This window comes from Ensifer canadensis (assembly GCF_017488845.2).
GTDB lineage: Bacteria > Pseudomonadota > Alphaproteobacteria > Rhizobiales > Rhizobiaceae > Ensifer > Ensifer canadensis.
Genome location: NZ_CP083370.1, coordinates 1,095,838 through 1,111,336, shown reverse-complemented (window position 1 = coordinate 1,111,336; position 15,499 = coordinate 1,095,838). Strand labels below are relative to the sequence as shown.

Here is a 15,499-nt window from a genome sequence, read left to right as displayed (position 1 = left end):
TCGACCCCGTCAATCAATGAGTAGTTCAATCTCGTCTAACTTGCGGAAAACGCCCAGCGCGGATTGCTGTGCTGAATTCCGTTCGAGACCATCCTCTTGAAGAACCCATTACCCAAAAGCCGTTTTGCGACAGGCTTTTGGGTAATATGTTCTAAAAACGGTCAAAGAGAGGCGGCCGAAATGGCCACCTCCCCTTGCAAAATGCCGAATTACTTGACGTCAACCTTGGCGCCAGCGTCTTCGAGCTTCTTCTTGAGGTCAGCAGCTTCAGCCTTCGAAACGGCTTCCTTGACCGGCTTCGGAGCGCCTTCGACCAGGTCCTTGGCTTCCTTGAGGCCGAGACCGGTGATGGCGCGGACTTCCTTGATGACGTTGATCTTGTTGGCGCCAGCGTCAACGAGGATAACGTCAAATTCGGTCTTTTCTTCTTCGACCGGAGCAGCAGCACCGGCGCCGCCAGCAGCAGCAACAGCTACCGGAGCAGCTGCAGAAACGCCCCACTTCTCTTCGAGCAGCTTGGAAAGCTCAGCAGCTTCCAGGACGGTCAGCGAGGAGAGGTCTTCAACGATCTTTGCGAGATCAGCCATTTTACTTTTCCTTTTGTTCGGTTCGAACTGGTTTTAAATACAACAGCGAAAATCCGCCTTAGGCGGCTTCGTCCTTCTTGGCATAGGCGGCGAACACGCGGGCAAGCTGGCTTGCCGGTGCTGCAACAACCGTAGCAACGCGGGTTGCCGGGGCATTGAGAAGGCCCAGCAGCTTTGCGCGCAGCTCGTCCAGCGAAGGCAGGGTCGCAAGCGACTTGACTGCTTCGGCGGTGAGCGTGGTTGTTCCCATGGAACCACCGAGAACAACGAGCTTGTCGTTGGTCTTGGCGAAATCCATGACGACCTTAGGAGCCGTGATCGGGTCTTGGCTGAATGCGATCAGCGTCTGACCCTTGAAGAGATTTGTCATCCCTTCCGACTCGGTGCCCTGAAGAGCGATCTTGGCCAGGCGGTTTTTCGCGACTTTGACGGTGCCGCCAGCAGCGCGCATCTTCGAACGGAAGTCGTTCATCTGCGCAACTGTGACACCAGCATAGTGGGCCACGACAACCGAACCGGAAGCCTTGAAGACTTCGTTCAGCTCCGTGACGAATTCGCGTTTTTCCGCTCTTTCCACTGTCTGTCTCCAGTTGACAGGGTTGCATGAACTGCAGCCCCTGCCGGGTTTGCCTTTGTCACCAGGGATCTCAAAAAAGATCCCAAGTAACGCTTGAGGATCCTGTCCCTTGGCGTTCCCGGAAAGCCGGGTCTGACACAAGGCAAGCGAGGCTCGAACCGAATTTCGACGCCTCCGGCGTCATCGTGAAATTCAGATCTTACCCGTCTCATGCAGGCCGAAGTGATTAAGGTAAAACCACCCGCAATCTCGGACAGGAGTTCCGGATCGAGATCCGGATTTCCGGCCCCGAAGGGCCGGAAATTATTGCTCGGGCCGAAGCCCGAAATTCATTAGGCGACGCTGAGCGTTGCCGGGTCGATCTTCAGGCCCGGGCCCATGGTCGACGAAATCGCTACGCGCTTGACGTAGTTGCCCTTGGCGCCAGCAGGCTTCGCCTTGACGACCGCGTCAGCGAAGGCGCGGATGTTTTCTTCCAAAGCCTTGGCGTCGAACGAAGCCTTGCCGATGCCGGCGTGGATGATACCAGCCTTCTCGACGCGGAATTCGACGGCGCCGCCCTTGGATGCCTTGACGGCACCGGCAACGTCCATGGTGACCGTTCCGACCTTCGGGTTCGGCATCATGCCGCGCGGGCCGAGAACCTTACCGAGGCGGCCGACGAGCGGCATCATGTCCGGGGTCGCGATGCAACGATCGAAGTCGATCTTGCCGCCCTGAACGATTTCGACGAGCTCTTCAGCGCCGACGATGTCTGCACCGGCAGCCTTGGCTTCATCAGCCTTGGCACCACGTGCGAACACGGCAACACGAACCGTGCGGCCCGTGCCGTTCGGCAGGTTGACGACGCCGCGAACCATCTGGTCGGCGTGGCGCGGGTCAACGCCAAGGTTCATCGCGACTTCAACAGTCTCGTCGAACTTGGCAGTTGCACGTTCCTTGACCAGCGATACGGCTTCGGTGAGGCCGTAGATCTTCGTCGGGTCGATGCCCTCGCGGGACTTCTGTACACGCTTTGCAATCTTCGCCATGGTCTTAGCCCGCCACTTCCAGGCCCATGGAGCGGGCAGAGCCCTCGACCATTGCCATTGCGCCTTCGATATCGGCCGCGTTGAGGTCCTTCATCTTGGCCTCTGCGATCGTGCGGATCTGAGCCTTGGTGATCGAGCCAGCCTTGGCCTTACCTGGGGTCTTCGAACCGGACGTGATCTTCGATTCACGCTTCAGGAAGTAGCTGACCGGCGGCTGCTTCATGACGAAGGTGAACGACTTGTCCTGGTAATAGGTGATGACGACCGGGATCGGCATACCCTTTTCCATTTCCTGCGTGGCGGCATTGAACGCCTTGCAGAATTCCATGATGTTAATGCCACGCTGACCGAGTGCAGGACCGATCGGCGGGGACGGATTGGCCGACCCTGCCTTCACCTGCAGCTTGAGCTGGCCTGCAACTTTCTTAGCCATTTCTCTCTGCCTCTCATTGCCTCGTCGCGACGGATCGAAACGAGGAACTGTTGCGCCGGTTTCCCGGCATGTAGCCGATCAGGGATCGGCGGCTGCGGTTGCGTGGTGCGGACCCTTCGTCCCGGCTAAGGCCGACGTCCTTCCACGCGCATGCGGATTTCTCCGCCAGGGCAGGCCTAAACGACTTGCCCAATCTCTTTTGATCTTCTCAGACCTTCTCGACCTGGCCGTATTCCAGTTCGACCGGGGTCGCACGACCGAAGATCGAAACCTCGACCTTCAGGCGCGACCGCTCCTCGTCGACATCCTGAACGATGCCGTTGAACGAGGCGAACGGACCATCCGAGACGCGAACCTGCTCGCCGATCTCAAAGGAGACGGACGGCTTCGGACGCTCGACGCCATCCTGGACCTGGCCGAGGATACGATCGGCTTCATGATCCGGAATCGGAACCGGCTTGCTGTCGGTCCCGAGGAAACCGGTGACCTTCGGCGTGTTCTTGATGAGGTGAAAGGCCTCATCCGTCAGGTTGGCGCGCACCAGGACGTAACCCGGGAAAAACTTGCGCTCGGCATCAACCTTGCGGCCGCGGCGAATCTCGACAACCTTTTCGGTCGGAACAAGGATCTTCTCGAACAGATGCGAAAGACCTTTTTGCTTGGCCTTTTCCTCGATCGATTCAGCTACCTTCTTTTCGAAATTCGAATAGGCGTGAACAATATACCAGCGTGCAGCCATACTACCCTCCACCCAATCAAGCGCCAGCGTTGAGGACTAGGCCAATCAGCCAACCCATCAACTGGTCCGCAGCAAAGAAGAAGGCAGCGGCAAAAAAGACCATGACAAAAACCATCAGCGTCGAGATCATCGTCTCGCGCCTGGATGGCCAAGTTACTTTCGACGCCTCTGAGCGAACCTGCTGCAGAAACGTAAACGGATTCGTTTTGGATGCCATGTAATGCTCACGCCATTACGGCGCGTAAAGCCGATGATTCAGCCCCACGCACCGCGTGTCTGTTTGGACCCTACATAAAGACCGATTCTACAAATCACAAGAGGCATTCGGTCTTTTCTGTGAATTTCGATGGTCGGCTTATCCGACCTCCTTCCACCTTACCCGGCTTTGAGCCGCTTGCAAAGGCGAAGGCAATGGCAGGGGCAGCCGGGCTTGAACCGACGACCTGCGGTTTTGGAGACCGCCGCTCTACCAACTGAGCTATACCCCTAGATCGCTTCAGCCGGTCATTCTCGAACCGGTCAGCGCATCAAGTCAGCGGCTTATTATTCAGTTTATCGGGCGATGACAAGCGTCTTTGACGGAAAAGAGCAAAAATCCTCAATCAAGTCTTCCCCCCTCCGCCCAGACGGCCGCTCGCCCGCCATATGACCTAGCGAAAACGCATTGTTTTCAATGATGCCACCTCCTCCTCTGCGATTTTCGAGCACCGTTTCGAAGCCAACAGATAGGATTGCGAATCGGTCGAGTGCGACAAGGCAAACCTATGACTGATATCCGCCTGGTTGAATATGATCCGTTCTGGCCAGAGGATTTTGCAGCGCGTCGCCGCGTCATCGCAGGCCTCCTGGCGCCACTCATTGCCGACATTCAACACGTTGGCAGCACAGCCGTACCCGGACTGGCGGCCAAGCCGAAGATAGATATCGACGCCGTCCTTCAATCTGAAGGCGACATTCCGGTAGCGCTCGAAAGCGCGGCTACGGCCGGCTATCACTTCCACGGAGATCCCTACGGCAATGGCCTATGGACACTCACCATGAGCGGGGCGCCCTATGGTACCCGCCTCTATATATGCGGGCCTGACAACCACGCGCATCAAGCGCGCATCCTGTTTCGCGACTACCTGCGCCGACACACGGGAGTCGCGCGACAGTACGAACTGCTCAAACGGAAACTGATCATCCAGGCAAGAGGCAATTGGGACATCTACGCCAGCGGAAAGAGCGAGTTCATCGCCGGCGTCCTGCGTCGGGCTCAAAACGAAAAGCCCCGCTGTTTCCAGCGGGGCCTTTTTGAAGCGAAATAATCCTGAGATTACTCGACGATCGAAGCAACGATGCCGGCGCCGACGGTACGGCCACCTTCGCGGATAGCGAAGCGCAGCTTTTCTTCCATCGCGATCGGAACGATCAGCTCAACGGCAACCGTGACGTTGTCGCCAGGCATAACCATTTCCGTGCCTTCCGGAAGCGTAACGATACCCGTCACGTCCGTCGTGCGGAAGTAGAACTGCGGACGGTAGTTCGTGAAGAACGGCGTATGACGGCCGCCTTCTTCCTTCGTCAGGATGTAGGCTTCGGCCATGAACTTCTTGTGCGGCTTGACCGAACCCGGCTTGCACAGGATCTGGCCACGCTCAACGCCGTCACGGTTAACACCACGGATCAGCGCGCCGATGTTGTCGCCGGCCTGGCCCTGGTCGAGCAGCTTGCGGAACATTTCAACGCCGGTAACCGTCGTCTTCGACGTGTCGCGGATGCCGACGATTTCAACTTCTTCGCCAACCTTGACAATGCCGCGCTCAACGCGACCGGTCACAACCGTACCACGGCCCGAGATCGAGAACACGTCTTCGATCGGCATCAGGAACGGCAGGTCGATCGGACGCTCAGGCGTCGGGATGTAGGCGTCAACAGCGGCCATCAGCTCGCGGATCGCGTCTTCGCCGATCTTCTTGTCCGAATCTTCAAGAGCAGCAAGTGCCGAACCCTTGATGATCGGAATGTCGTCGCCCGGGAATTCGTAGGACGACAGCAGTTCGCGAACTTCAAGCTCGACGAGCTCGAGAAGCTCGGCGTCGTCAACCTGGTCGACCTTGTTGAGGAACACGACGATGGCCGGAACGCCAACCTGGCGAGCAAGCAGGATGTGCTCGCGGGTCTGCGGCATCGGGCCGTCAGCAGCCGAGCAAACCAGGATCGCGCCGTCCATCTGCGCTGCACCGGTGATCATGTTCTTGACGTAGTCGGCGTGGCCGGGGCAGTCGACGTGCGCGTAGTGACGGTTCGCCGTCTCATACTCAACGTGAGCCGTCGAAATCGTGATACCACGGGCCTTTTCTTCCGGAGCAGCGTCGATCTGGTCGTACGCCTTGTACTCGCCGAAGTACTTCGTGATCGCTGCAGTCAGCGACGTCTTGCCATGGTCAACGTGGCCAATCGTGCCAATGTTAACGTGCGGCTTGTTGCGCTCAAATTTGCTCTTTGCCATGGGTACGTTTCCTGTGGTCAAGTATGATTGATCAGCCGGCGGGGCCGGTTTGTGGAGCCGTTTAAGGGTTTCAAGGGATTTGCGCAAGACTTAATTGCGTACGCCCGGACCGGCCACGGCCGCCTTTTCCTACCTCATGTAAGAATGGCGCATCGAAGATGCAAGCCGGGCAGATTCCCGAATCACTTCGTCGCGTGACGAAAGAACAAACAACAGCTTACGATGAGCAGTTGAAGCGTCGCATTAAAAAGGAGAAAACGTCAGCGCGCTGCTGGAGCGGGTAGCGGGAATCGAACCCGCGTATTCAGCTTGGAAGGCTGCTGCTCTACCATTGAGCTATACCCGCGGGCCTTCGATCCAGAAGCAGAATGGTGGAGGGAGTTGGATTTGAACCAACGTAGGCTGAGCCAACGGATTTACAGTCCGTCCCCTTTAACCACTCGGGCATCCCTCCATTATTCTGTCGGGATCAAGTCGACCAAGCATTTGAGATCGTGAGACATCCAGCGATTTGTCGTTGCCGCCTCTCGATCTGCGCCGGGTATATGACGGCCCGCCTTGCTCCTGTCAACACGCCAGAACGGAAAATTTGTGAAATTCTCCACAGGTCCGCTTTGTCCACCACTATCGAATTCCGTTCCCAGGCCAAGCGAAGCGCTCTATAAGGCAGGCATGAGCAAAGATGATACGGGCGACAAGAGCGCCAAGAACACCCATTACGCCACTCTCAGACGCGCCCACCGCGACGCCAAGCGCGAGCGCGGAGAAATTCCGACGCCAAAGCAGGATCGCTGGCGCAAGCAGCCGGGCGACTGGAAGCCGCCCGTGCTCGCACCCGAACAGGTGCTGCTCTATGGCCTGCATACCGTTCGCGCGGCACTCGACAACCCGGCGCGCAAGATCGTTCGCCTGTGCGTGACCCAGAACGCTGCGACGCGTCTGGAGCTCGGCGAGTTCTCCGAACTTCCCTTCCCGGTCGAGACCGTGGCGCCGCAGGACCTCGACAAGATCCTCGGGCCCGACGCCATTCACCAGGGCGTGATGCTTGAAACCAAGCCGCTGCCGCTGCGCAAGCTCGAGGCACTCAGCGAATCCAGGCTCATTCTCGTGCTCGACCAGGTCACCGATCCGCACAATGTCGGCGCGATCATGCGTTCGGCCGTTGCGTTCGATGCTGGCGCCTTGATCACCACCATCCGTCACAGCCCGACCGAATCAGGCGTTCTTGCGAAATCAGCCTCCGGCGCCCTGGAAATGATCCCCTATATCCAGATCACCAATCTCGCCGACACGATCGACGAACTGCACCGCCTCGGCTTCCACACGATCGGGCTCGATTCGGAAGGACCGGCCCCGCTCGAAGGCACCTTCGCCGGCGACAAGGTCGCGCTGGTGCTTGGTTCGGAGGGCAAGGGTCTCAGGCAGAAGACACGGTCGACCGTCAAGGCGCTCGCCCGCCTCGACATGCCCGGCGCAATCAAGTCGCTGAATGTGTCGAATGCGGCAGCGATCGCCATGTATGCGGCGCGTCAGTTCCTGAGCAAATAAGACGGCCGGTCGTTAAGATCGCCAAACACCTGTGAAGCTCTCCGGCTACTTGAAGCCGGAGAGGCTAGCCCGCCGAATAGAGCCATTGATTGGCGATACCGGAAGCATCCGCGGGTGTCTACCTCGACGCTGGGGAACCGATCCCCGTGTAGCAGCTGCGATGCACGCCGTTGCTGTCGTCAGAAACGCGTCGCTATATCTTCGTCAACTCGAAGCCATAGGCTCTGATTGCTCGCCGTCGGGCATCCGTCGCGAAGCTTCTTCCAGGTGGTGACGTTGAGGTTCATCTCGCAGCGCGCAAGATAGGAAATGCCGCCGACGCGCAGGCAGGCGATCTGCCCGAGCTCGTATTTCGAGCCATCGCGATTGCGGCAGGTGCAGCGCGTGTCCGGCGGCGACGCATACCCGACATCGGCGGCCACCAGCGCGACCACCGCAGCGATGACAGCCAAGGGCCTTCTCCGCCGGTCTTTCATGAGCGCATCATAATACAGATCCGCTGACACGAAAACGGACAATGCCGGCTGCATGCTCAACCGGCACCGTCCGCAATGGGGCCAACGCCCCTTCATCGGACCACTGACGTGATCCGATGAACTCTTGTTTTAGCTGGCCAGACGAAGGACAGTGCCTTCGGCAATGGTCTTTTCTGCCTCGGCGATCGCGAACTGCTTGGAGTCGGCGCTGAGGTTCAGGCCCTCGGCGCGCACAAATTCGACGTCTGTGATACCGAAGAAGCCGAAGACCGTCTTCAGGTAGGATTCCTGATGATCCATCGCCGAAGCCGGGCCGGCGGAATAGTGGCCACCGCGGGTCGAAGCAATGATAACCTTCTTGCCCTTGGCGAGGCCTTCCGGGCCAGATTCGGTGTAACGGAAGGTCTTGCCGTTCACGGCGAGACGGTCGATCCAGGCTTTGAGCTGGCTCGGAATGGAGAAGTTGTACATCGGCGCGCCGACGATGACAGTGTCGGCAGCCAGGAATTCTTCGAGCATCTCGCGGCCGATCTTGACTTCGGCAGCCAGGTCGGCGTCAACACCTGCGAGATCGGCAGGCGCCATGATCTGTGCGCCGGTCAGATGCGGGATCCGGCTGGTGGCGAGATCGCGGTAGGCAACTTTGGCATCCGGACGGTCTGCCTTGATCTGAGCGGTGATCGCCGCCGTCAGGCGACGGGAAACGGAGTGATCACCCAGAATACCGGAGTCGATGTGAAGGACGTTCATGTGAAGCACCTTTGTGTTGGCGTTGCGGTGCATCACATATGATTGGAAAACAATCGCGCGATAAGTCAGCGGTTATTTGACATACTGTTTCCGGATAGAAACAGTGAGACCGCGATCGGCGATGGGAGACGGAAATAGATGCAGGACCTGAACGACCTCGCCCTCTTCGCGGCCGTCGTGCGCAACAACGGCTTCAGTGCCGCGGCGCGTGATCTGAATATCCCCAAATCCAAGCTCAGCAAACACGTGGCGCGCCTCGAAGAGCAGCTCGGCGTCCGGCTGCTGGAGCGTTCGACGCGCAAGCTTCGCGTTACCGAGATCGGACGCGTCTTCTACGAACATTGCCAGAGCCTGCTCGATGGCGTTGCCGTGGCAGAGGCCGAGATCGCCGCCGTCAAGGCCGAGCCGACCGGTACGGTCAGGCTCGCCTGCCCGCTCGGCTTCACGCCGATGCTCGCCGACATCCTGCCTGCGTTCCATCGCCGTTATCCCGGCGTTCGCCTGCTGATTACTGCCACCAACCGGCGGATCGATCTGATCGAGGAAAGGATCGACGTGGCGTTGCGCGCCCGCGATCAACTGGACACCGACAATCAGCTGATCATTCGCAGGTTCGGAGAAGTGCGCCAGAGGTTGGCGGCGAGCCCCACCCTGCTCACCCGCTTCGACGACGTCACCATCGAAAATCTCAACGAGATGCCGACACTGTCGATGAACGAGCAGCACGCCACCGACGTCTGGCGCCTCGTCGATAGCGAAGGCAACACCACCGAAATTTCGCACCGGCCGATCATCGGCTGCAGCGATTTCCTCATCCTCGAGCGCGCAGCGATCGAGGGCATGGGCGTAGCGTTGCTGCCCGACCACATCTGCGAACGCGCCTTCCGCGCCGGCGTGCTTGCCCCGGTGCTGCCAGAATGGAGCTCGGGCGACGTCGTCGTCCACCTCGTCTTCCCCTCACGCCACGGCATGCTGCCGGCGACGCGCGCCCTGATAGACTACCTCGCCGACAATTTGCTGAACGCCCTGCAAAAATGCAGAGAGATCACGCCCCGGGGCGCTGGGACGTTCGATATCTGAAACGCTGTGCCAACCGGCCGACAAGTCGCGTGGTGCCTGGCCGCAATAGCGGTGATTTCGCCAAAAAGCACACGACCGCCTCATGAGGCGGTCAAAAATCCAGCAAGTAATTGAAAAAGTGGTGCCCCCACCAGGACTCGAACCCGGGACCCCCTGATTACAAATCAGGTGCTCTACCAACTGAGCTATAAGGGCACTTTCAGCGGTGGGAGTTATCATAATCTCACAGCGTGTAAAGCAAAATTGCGAATTCTCCCAATTTTTCAGATGCGTTTAGGGTCAGGCCGTGCCAGAAACGAAGCCTAGGCTCGGCCACCGCGGCGATGCTCAACATGTTGAACGGACTGAAAATTCATGGCTCGCACGTTCACTTCCCTCGCATTCCTTGCCTCTCCAGCGGAAGAGGCGCAAAAGGCGGCGGCTGATCTGAAGGCCATCTACGGCGATCATGAGGCCGACAAGGCCGACGTGATCGTCGCGCTCGGCGGTGACGGCTTCATGTTGCAGACGCTGCACCAGACGATGAATTCGGGCAAGCTCGTCTATGGCATGAACCGGGGGTCTGTCGGGTTCCTGATGAATCGCTACAGCACCGAAAATCTGACGGCGCGCATCTGCAATGCCGTCGAGAATGCCTTTCACCCGCTGGAGATGCAGACCACTGACGGTGAAGGCGCGACATTCACGGCGCTCGCCATCAACGAGGTCTATCTGTTCCGGCAATCCTACCAGGCAGCCAAGCTGCGCGTCGTCATCGACGGCAAGACCCGGCTCGAGGAATTGACCTGCGACGGATTGCTGCTGGCCACGCCCGCCGGCTCCACCGCCTATAATCTCTCGGCCCATGGTCCGATCCTGCCGCTGGAAGCCCCTCTTCTGGCGCTGACGCCCGTCAGCCCGTTCCGTCCGCGGCGGTGGCGCGGCGCCCTGCTGCCAAACCATGTCACCGTCGAGATCGAAATCCTCGAGGCCGACAAGCGCCCGGTCAACGCCGTTGCCGACCACCAGGAGGTCAAGTCGGTGGCGAAGGTGCGTATCGCCGAATCGGAAAACATGACCGCCCGCATTCTCTCGGATCCCGATCATTCCTGGTCGGACCGCATCCTGGCCGAGCAATTTTCCAATTGAGCCGACGTTCTGAACGCGCGATATGGTATGATTTCCGCGATCGCCGGATCATCGGCGAAGGACCAATTTTGCAGCCAGCGCCGCGTCGCAGTTCGAACGGGAAATCAAAAGCAATGCACAAGCCTCTCCTCCTTGCGCTTCTTCTCGCCATGGCCGGCGCGAACGCCCATGCCGAGGATGCGAGCGTGGTTTCGCCCGAAGTGACCTTTGTCACCAGCACAGGCTACTGGGAAGAAAGCGGCGATCGGCTTTCGGCGCTGGACCCGAACGGCACGCAGGCGGAAGCAACCACTAAGCCGAAGAGTGCCGAAGGCGCACGGCGCGGCTACTACAAGCTGATCGCGCTGCGGCAACAGGACGGCACCGCACATATTCACCTGCAGCAGATCGAGGCGACGCCCGCTGGGCCGGAAGTCGTCTCATCCGCCGAACTCGAGGAATTCTCGTCGCTGAGGGCTTATGTCACGGACATACGGCCGGAAACATCCACAGGCGTGACCGCGCAGCCCGGCATGTTCGCGACCGTTTATCTGAAGACCGACCCTGCCGCCCGCGAGCCGGAGAGTTGGACGGTCCTGATCGACGATCTCGGCGACATCAAGGTCGAGCGGGCATCGAACTGAAGCGCATCGCGATCTCCAATGACCGCGCGCACTTTGCGTGCCACGCTCTAAGCCAAAAACAAAGGCCGGATGAAAACACCCGGCCTTCTTCGTCCCGTACGTCCTACGTCATGCCGGCACACGAGCGCCGAGCAGTGCCAGACTAGTTCAAATCATCCACGACGGCATCAGCACCACCGCTGACGCGGTGGGCAAGGGCTGCCTCCATGAACTCGTTCAACTCGCCGTCCAGTACATCACCCGGCGCCGTGCTTTCGACGCCGGTGCGCATGTCCTTGACCAGCTGGTAGGGCTGCAGCACGTAGGAGCGGATCTGGTGGCCCCAGCCGATATCGGTCTTCGATGCTGCTTCGGCGTTGGCCGCGTCTTCGCGCTTCTTCAACTCGGACTCGTAAAGGCGGGCGCGCAGCATGTCCCAGGCTTTGGCCCGGTTCTTGTGCTGAGAACGTTCTTGCTGGCACTGTACGACGATACCGGAAGGCATATGCGTGATGCGCACCGCAGAGTCGGTGGTGTTGACGTGCTGGCCGCCGGCGCCCGACGAGCGATAGGTGTCGATACGGCAATCGCTCTCGTTGATGTCGATCTGGATCGAGTCGTCGACAACCGGATAGACCCAGATCGAAGAGAACGACGTATGGCGACGCGCGTTGCTGTCATAGGGCGAGATGCGAACCAGGCGGTGGACGCCCGATTCGGTCTTCAGCCAACCATAAGCATTGTGGCCCTTGACGAGCAGTGTGGCCGATTTGATGCCAGCCTCTTCGCCGTCCTGAATTTCCATCAGTTCGACCTTGTATCCCTGGCGCTCGGACCAGCGGGTGTACATGCGCAACAGCATGTTGGCCCAATCCTGGCTCTCGGTGCCGCCGGCACCGGAATGCACTTCGAGATAGGTGTCGTTCTGGTCCGCTTCGCCGGACAGCATCGCCTCGACCTGCTTCTTGGCCGCTTCATTGCGCAGTTCGCGCAACGCCTGTTCGGCGTCGGCAACGATGGCGGCATCGCCCTCTTCTTCACCGAGCTCGATCAGTTCGATGTTGTCGCTGAGCTGCTGCTCGAAACGGCGCAGGCCGTTGATGCCATCGTCGAGTTGCTGGCGCTCGCGCATCAGCTTCTGCGCTTCGGCCGCATCATTCCAGAGCGACGGATCTTCCGCCTTGTTATTCAACCAGTCCAGTCGTCTTACCGCCTGATCCCAGTCAAAGATGCCTCCTCAGCAGGCTTATGGCCTGCTTGATTTCGTCGACAATGTTCTCGATTTCGCTGCGCATGATCCTGCTTCTTGTGAACCCGATTTAACGTGAGCGTCAAATAGCGATGCCCGCCGCTGATGTAAAGGCGGCGGGCATCGGGAGACTGGGAAAGGGCCTAGAACAGGCCGTTGGAACCGGATGTGACAGCCTGGTTTGCCTGCGGGGAATTCTTCAAAATTTCCTCCGGCGGCACGTACTGGTCGAGGCCGCCGATGACCGAGAAGGTATCGGCCGGGCCGGTGCCAGGCTTGAAGGCTTCGATGATCGTGTCCGGCTCGCCCTCGTAGGCCGCCATGCCGGTCTTGCGGTTGACGGCGATCATGTTCATGCCTTCCGGCACCACGAACTTGCCCGGGCGCGAACCCTTGACGGCTTCCTGCATGAAATTGTTGAAGATCGGCACGGCAAGGCTGCCACCTGTCGCGCCGCGACCGAGCGGGGCCGGATTATCGAAGCCGAGGTAGAGGCCGGCGACAAGATCAGGCGTGTAGCCGACGAACCAGGCGTCCTTCTCGTCGTTGGTGGTGCCGGTCTTGCCGGCAACAGGGCGATCGAGCGTGATCTTGCCGGCGGCGGTGCCACGCAGGACCACCCCCTCCATCATCGAGGTGATCTGGTAGGAGGTCATCGGGTCGAGAACCTGTTCGCGGTTGTCGGTCAAGACAGGTTCTTCCTGGTTGCCCCAATCAGCCGCGTTGCAGTTGTCGCAGGTCCGGTCTTCATGACGGAAGATCGTCTTGCCGTAGCGGTCCTGGATCCGGTCGATCAGCGAAGGCTTGATCTGCTTGCCGCCATTGGCAAGAACCGAATAGGCCGAAACCATGCGCAGCACCGTCGTTTCGCCCGAGCCCAACGACATCGCCAGCAGCGGTGGCATCTTGTCGTAGATGCCGAAGCGTTCGGCATATTCGGCAACGATGTTCATGCCCATGTCGTTCGCAAGGCGAACCGTCATCAAGTTACGCGATTTCTCGATGCCGAGGCGCAGCGTCGACGGGCCGGCCGAGCCGCCGCCATAGTTCTCAGGGCGCCAGACCTGGCCACCGGCAACGATTTCGATCGGCGCATCGAGAATAACGGATGCGGGCGTATAGCCGTTGTCGAGCGCAGCAGCATAAACGAACGGCTTGAACGAGGAACCCGGCTGGCGCATCGCCTGGGTCGCGCGGTTGAATTCCGACTGACCGTAGGAAAAGCCGCCGACCATCGCCAGCACGCGGCCGGTCTGCGGATCCATCGCGACGAGGCCACCCTGGACCTTCGGCGGCTGACGCAGGCGGTATTCACCCTTTTCTGCCAACGGCTCGACATAGACGACGTCGCCCGGGCCCAGCACACCTTCAGGCGACTTGGCGGATTTGCGTTCGCCAGCGGCCGAGCGATAGGCCCACTGCATGTTCTTTGCGGAGATATGACCGGTCACGCGTTCTGCGATGATCTTGCCGGAGGCTTCCTTGTCCGGCTGGATGCCGATCTCGACACCCTGACCATCGGCCGAAAGCACGACAGCGAGCTTCCATTCCGGCACGTCGGCCAAGGACACGACCTTGCCGAGCGGCTCGCCCCAGTCGCCGCCGATCTCGATCGACTTGACCGGACCGTGGAAACCGCGGCGTTCGTCATAGCTGAGCAGCCCGTCTTGCAGCGCCTTGCGCGCGGCGATCTGCATGCGCGGATCGAGTGAGGTACGGACCGAAAGGCCACCTTCATAAAGCGCGTTGTCGCCGTACTTCTGAATGATCTGCCGACGCACTTCCTCGGCAAAGAAATCGGATGCGAAGAGATGTGCGCCACCGCGGCGAGGATTGACGCCGAGCGGCTGCTTCTTGGCGTCTTCGCCGTCGGTCTTGGTGACGTAGCCGTTCTCGACCATACGGTCGATGACCCAGTTGCGTCGCTCGATCGCAGCATCCACCTTGCGGAAAGGATGGTAGTTGGCCGGACCCTTCGGCAGAGCCGCAAGGTACGCAGTTTCTGCGATGGTCAGTTCTGTCACCGATTTATCGAAATAGGTGAGTGCTGCACCGGCGATGCCATAGGAATTGAGGCCGAAGAAGATCTCGTTGAGATAGAGTTCGAGAATACGGTCCTTGCTATAGGCCTGCTCGATACGGAAGGAGAGGATCGCTTCCTTGACCTTGCGGTCGATCGTCTGGTCCGACGAAAGCAGGAAGTTCTTGGCCACCTGCTGCGTGATCGTCGACGCGCCGACGGGGCGGCGACCCGATCCGAAATTCTGGAGATTGACGGTGATGGCACGCGCGAGACCGGTGATGTCGACGCCCGGGTGCTGATAGAAGTTCTTGTCTTCGGCCGAAATGAATGCCGCCTTGACACGGTCCGGGATCGCCTGGATCGGCAGATAGAGACGCCGCTCGCGGGCGTACTCCGCCATCAGCGCGCCGTTACCGGCGTGAAAGCGCGTGGTGACCGGCGGAGAATACTTCGCCAATACCTCGTAATCCGGCAAATCTTTGGTGACGCTGCCGAGATAGATGGCAACGGCCGCGGCGACACCGAGCAGCAAGAACGCACCAATGCCGAAGAAATATCCAATCAGTCTGATCATCAGTCAGATACCGGTACCTTATTATCGTCCAATCGCCAGGCCGCAAAAGCCAATCGAGACGCTTCCCGTCCCAACGGTCCGCATTTCGTCGGCCTGGCCAAACGCTTCTATCAGAAATCGTCTGGCATTGCGGCTACACGCGCCCACCCAGTTCCTCATATGGCGAGGGCCACCGGGCATCAACACTGTTTCCCAACAAATCCGGGCGCAA

At 59.5% G+C, this 15,499-nt stretch carries 16 protein-coding genes and 4 tRNA genes; 5 read left to right on the top strand and 15 right to left on the bottom strand.

The features are described 5' to 3' along the window. Window positions 1–209 precede the first annotated feature (209 nt). The 7 genes from rplL to J3R84_RS05375 all read right to left on the bottom strand — a co-directional run bounded on the left by rplL (window position 210) and on the right by J3R84_RS05375 (window position 3,855). Window positions 210–587: a 50S ribosomal protein L7/L12 gene (gene rplL, locus J3R84_RS05405; RefSeq protein WP_025426658.1), complete on the bottom strand. Its 378-nt coding sequence runs from the start codon at window positions 585–587 to the stop codon at window positions 210–212. A gap of 58 nt (window positions 588–645) precedes the next feature. Further along, complete coding sequence (gene rplJ / locus J3R84_RS05400; protein WP_025426657.1) at window positions 646–1,164, bottom strand: 50S ribosomal protein L10; 519 nt, start codon at window positions 1,162–1,164, stop codon at window positions 646–648. Window positions 1,165–1,496: 332 nt separating this feature from the next. Next, window positions 1,497–2,195, bottom strand: a complete 699-nt coding sequence (gene rplA / locus J3R84_RS05395; protein WP_025426656.1) for a 50S ribosomal protein L1 — start codon at window positions 2,193–2,195, stop codon at window positions 1,497–1,499. 4 nt (window positions 2,196–2,199) lie between these two features. Further along, complete coding sequence (rplK, locus tag J3R84_RS05390; protein WP_025426655.1) at window positions 2,200–2,628, bottom strand: 50S ribosomal protein L11; 429 nt, start codon at window positions 2,626–2,628, stop codon at window positions 2,200–2,202. A gap of 208 nt (window positions 2,629–2,836) precedes the next feature. Next, window positions 2,837–3,367: a transcription termination/antitermination protein NusG gene (gene nusG / locus J3R84_RS05385; RefSeq protein WP_025426654.1), complete on the bottom strand. Its 531-nt coding sequence runs from the start codon at window positions 3,365–3,367 to the stop codon at window positions 2,837–2,839. 16 nt (window positions 3,368–3,383) lie between these two features. After that, a complete protein-coding gene (secE, locus tag J3R84_RS05380; protein ID WP_025426653.1) occupies window positions 3,384–3,584 on the bottom strand; it encodes a preprotein translocase subunit SecE in 201 nt (66 codons plus the stop codon). A gap of 195 nt (window positions 3,585–3,779) precedes the next feature. Next, window positions 3,780–3,855: transfer RNA gene (locus tag J3R84_RS05375), tRNA-Trp, on the bottom strand. A gap of 276 nt (window positions 3,856–4,131) precedes the next feature. Between J3R84_RS05375 and J3R84_RS05370 the strand changes: the two genes are divergently transcribed. After that, entirely contained in the window at window positions 4,132–4,674 is a 543-nt protein-coding gene (locus tag J3R84_RS05370) for a GrpB family protein (RefSeq protein WP_025426652.1), read from the top strand. An 8-nt stretch (window positions 4,675–4,682) separates the two neighbouring features. Here J3R84_RS05370 and tuf read toward each other — a convergent pair whose 3' ends face one another. From tuf to J3R84_RS05355, 3 genes are all read right to left on the bottom strand, one after another. Continuing rightward, window positions 4,683–5,858: an elongation factor Tu gene (gene tuf / locus J3R84_RS05365; RefSeq protein ID WP_025426651.1), complete on the bottom strand. Its 1,176-nt coding sequence runs from the start codon at window positions 5,856–5,858 to the stop codon at window positions 4,683–4,685. A gap of 272 nt (window positions 5,859–6,130) precedes the next feature. After that, window positions 6,131–6,204: transfer RNA gene (locus J3R84_RS05360), tRNA-Gly, on the bottom strand. 23 nt (window positions 6,205–6,227) lie between these two features. Continuing rightward, window positions 6,228–6,312, bottom strand: a tRNA-Tyr gene (locus J3R84_RS05355). Between the two features lie 218 nt (window positions 6,313–6,530). On the opposite strand from J3R84_RS05355, the gene J3R84_RS05350 reads away from it, so the two are divergent. Further along, window positions 6,531–7,406 carry a TrmH family RNA methyltransferase gene (locus tag J3R84_RS05350; protein WP_025426650.1) on the top strand — a complete coding sequence of 292 codons (876 nt, stop codon included), beginning with the start codon at window positions 6,531–6,533 and terminating at the stop codon, window positions 7,404–7,406. A gap of 179 nt (window positions 7,407–7,585) precedes the next feature. Here J3R84_RS05350 and J3R84_RS05345 read toward each other — a convergent pair whose 3' ends face one another. Both J3R84_RS05345 and J3R84_RS05340 read right to left on the bottom strand, forming a co-directional pair. After that, complete coding sequence (locus J3R84_RS05345) at window positions 7,586–7,882, bottom strand: hypothetical protein (RefSeq protein ID WP_025426649.1); 297 nt, start codon at window positions 7,880–7,882, stop codon at window positions 7,586–7,588. A 129-nt stretch (window positions 7,883–8,011) separates the two neighbouring features. Then, the gene (locus J3R84_RS05340; RefSeq protein WP_025426648.1) at window positions 8,012–8,632 is read right to left on the bottom strand and encodes an FMN-dependent NADH-azoreductase; all 621 of its coding nucleotides are present in this window, start codon (window positions 8,630–8,632) and stop codon (window positions 8,012–8,014) included. Between the two features lie 138 nt (window positions 8,633–8,770). Here J3R84_RS05340 and J3R84_RS05335 point away from each other — a divergent pair, with 138 nt between their 5' ends. Beyond that, complete coding sequence (locus tag J3R84_RS05335) at window positions 8,771–9,712, top strand: LysR family transcriptional regulator (protein ID WP_025426647.1); 942 nt, start codon at window positions 8,771–8,773, stop codon at window positions 9,710–9,712. Window positions 9,713–9,831: 119 nt separating this feature from the next. On the opposite strand, the gene J3R84_RS05330 is transcribed toward J3R84_RS05335, so the two are convergent. After that, a tRNA-Thr gene (locus tag J3R84_RS05330) sits at window positions 9,832–9,907 on the bottom strand. Window positions 9,908–10,066: 159 nt separating this feature from the next. Here J3R84_RS05330 and J3R84_RS05325 point away from each other — a divergent pair. Together J3R84_RS05325 and J3R84_RS05320 are read left to right on the top strand one after the other, a co-directional pair. Next, on the top strand, window positions 10,067–10,840 hold the full coding sequence (locus tag J3R84_RS05325; RefSeq protein ID WP_057211412.1) for an NAD kinase: 774 nt from the start codon (window positions 10,067–10,069) through the stop codon (window positions 10,838–10,840). Between the two features lie 113 nt (window positions 10,841–10,953). After that, window positions 10,954–11,463: a hypothetical protein gene (locus J3R84_RS05320; protein WP_025426645.1), complete on the top strand. Its 510-nt coding sequence runs from the start codon at window positions 10,954–10,956 to the stop codon at window positions 11,461–11,463. 142 nt (window positions 11,464–11,605) lie between these two features. Here the strand turns inward: J3R84_RS05320 and prfB are convergent. Then, window positions 11,606–12,737 (bottom strand): peptide chain release factor 2 gene (prfB, locus tag J3R84_RS05315; protein WP_107027587.1). Its coding sequence is split into 2 segments (ribosomal slippage): window positions 11,606–12,667 and window positions 12,669–12,737, totalling 1,131 coding nucleotides; the frame shifts between segments, so codons are not numbered across the junction. Window positions 12,738–12,834: 97 nt separating this feature from the next. Beyond that, on the bottom strand, window positions 12,835–15,288 hold the full coding sequence (locus J3R84_RS05310; protein ID WP_025426643.1) for a penicillin-binding protein 1A: 2,454 nt from the start codon (window positions 15,286–15,288) through the stop codon (window positions 12,835–12,837). Window positions 15,289–15,499: the final 211 nt, after the last annotated feature.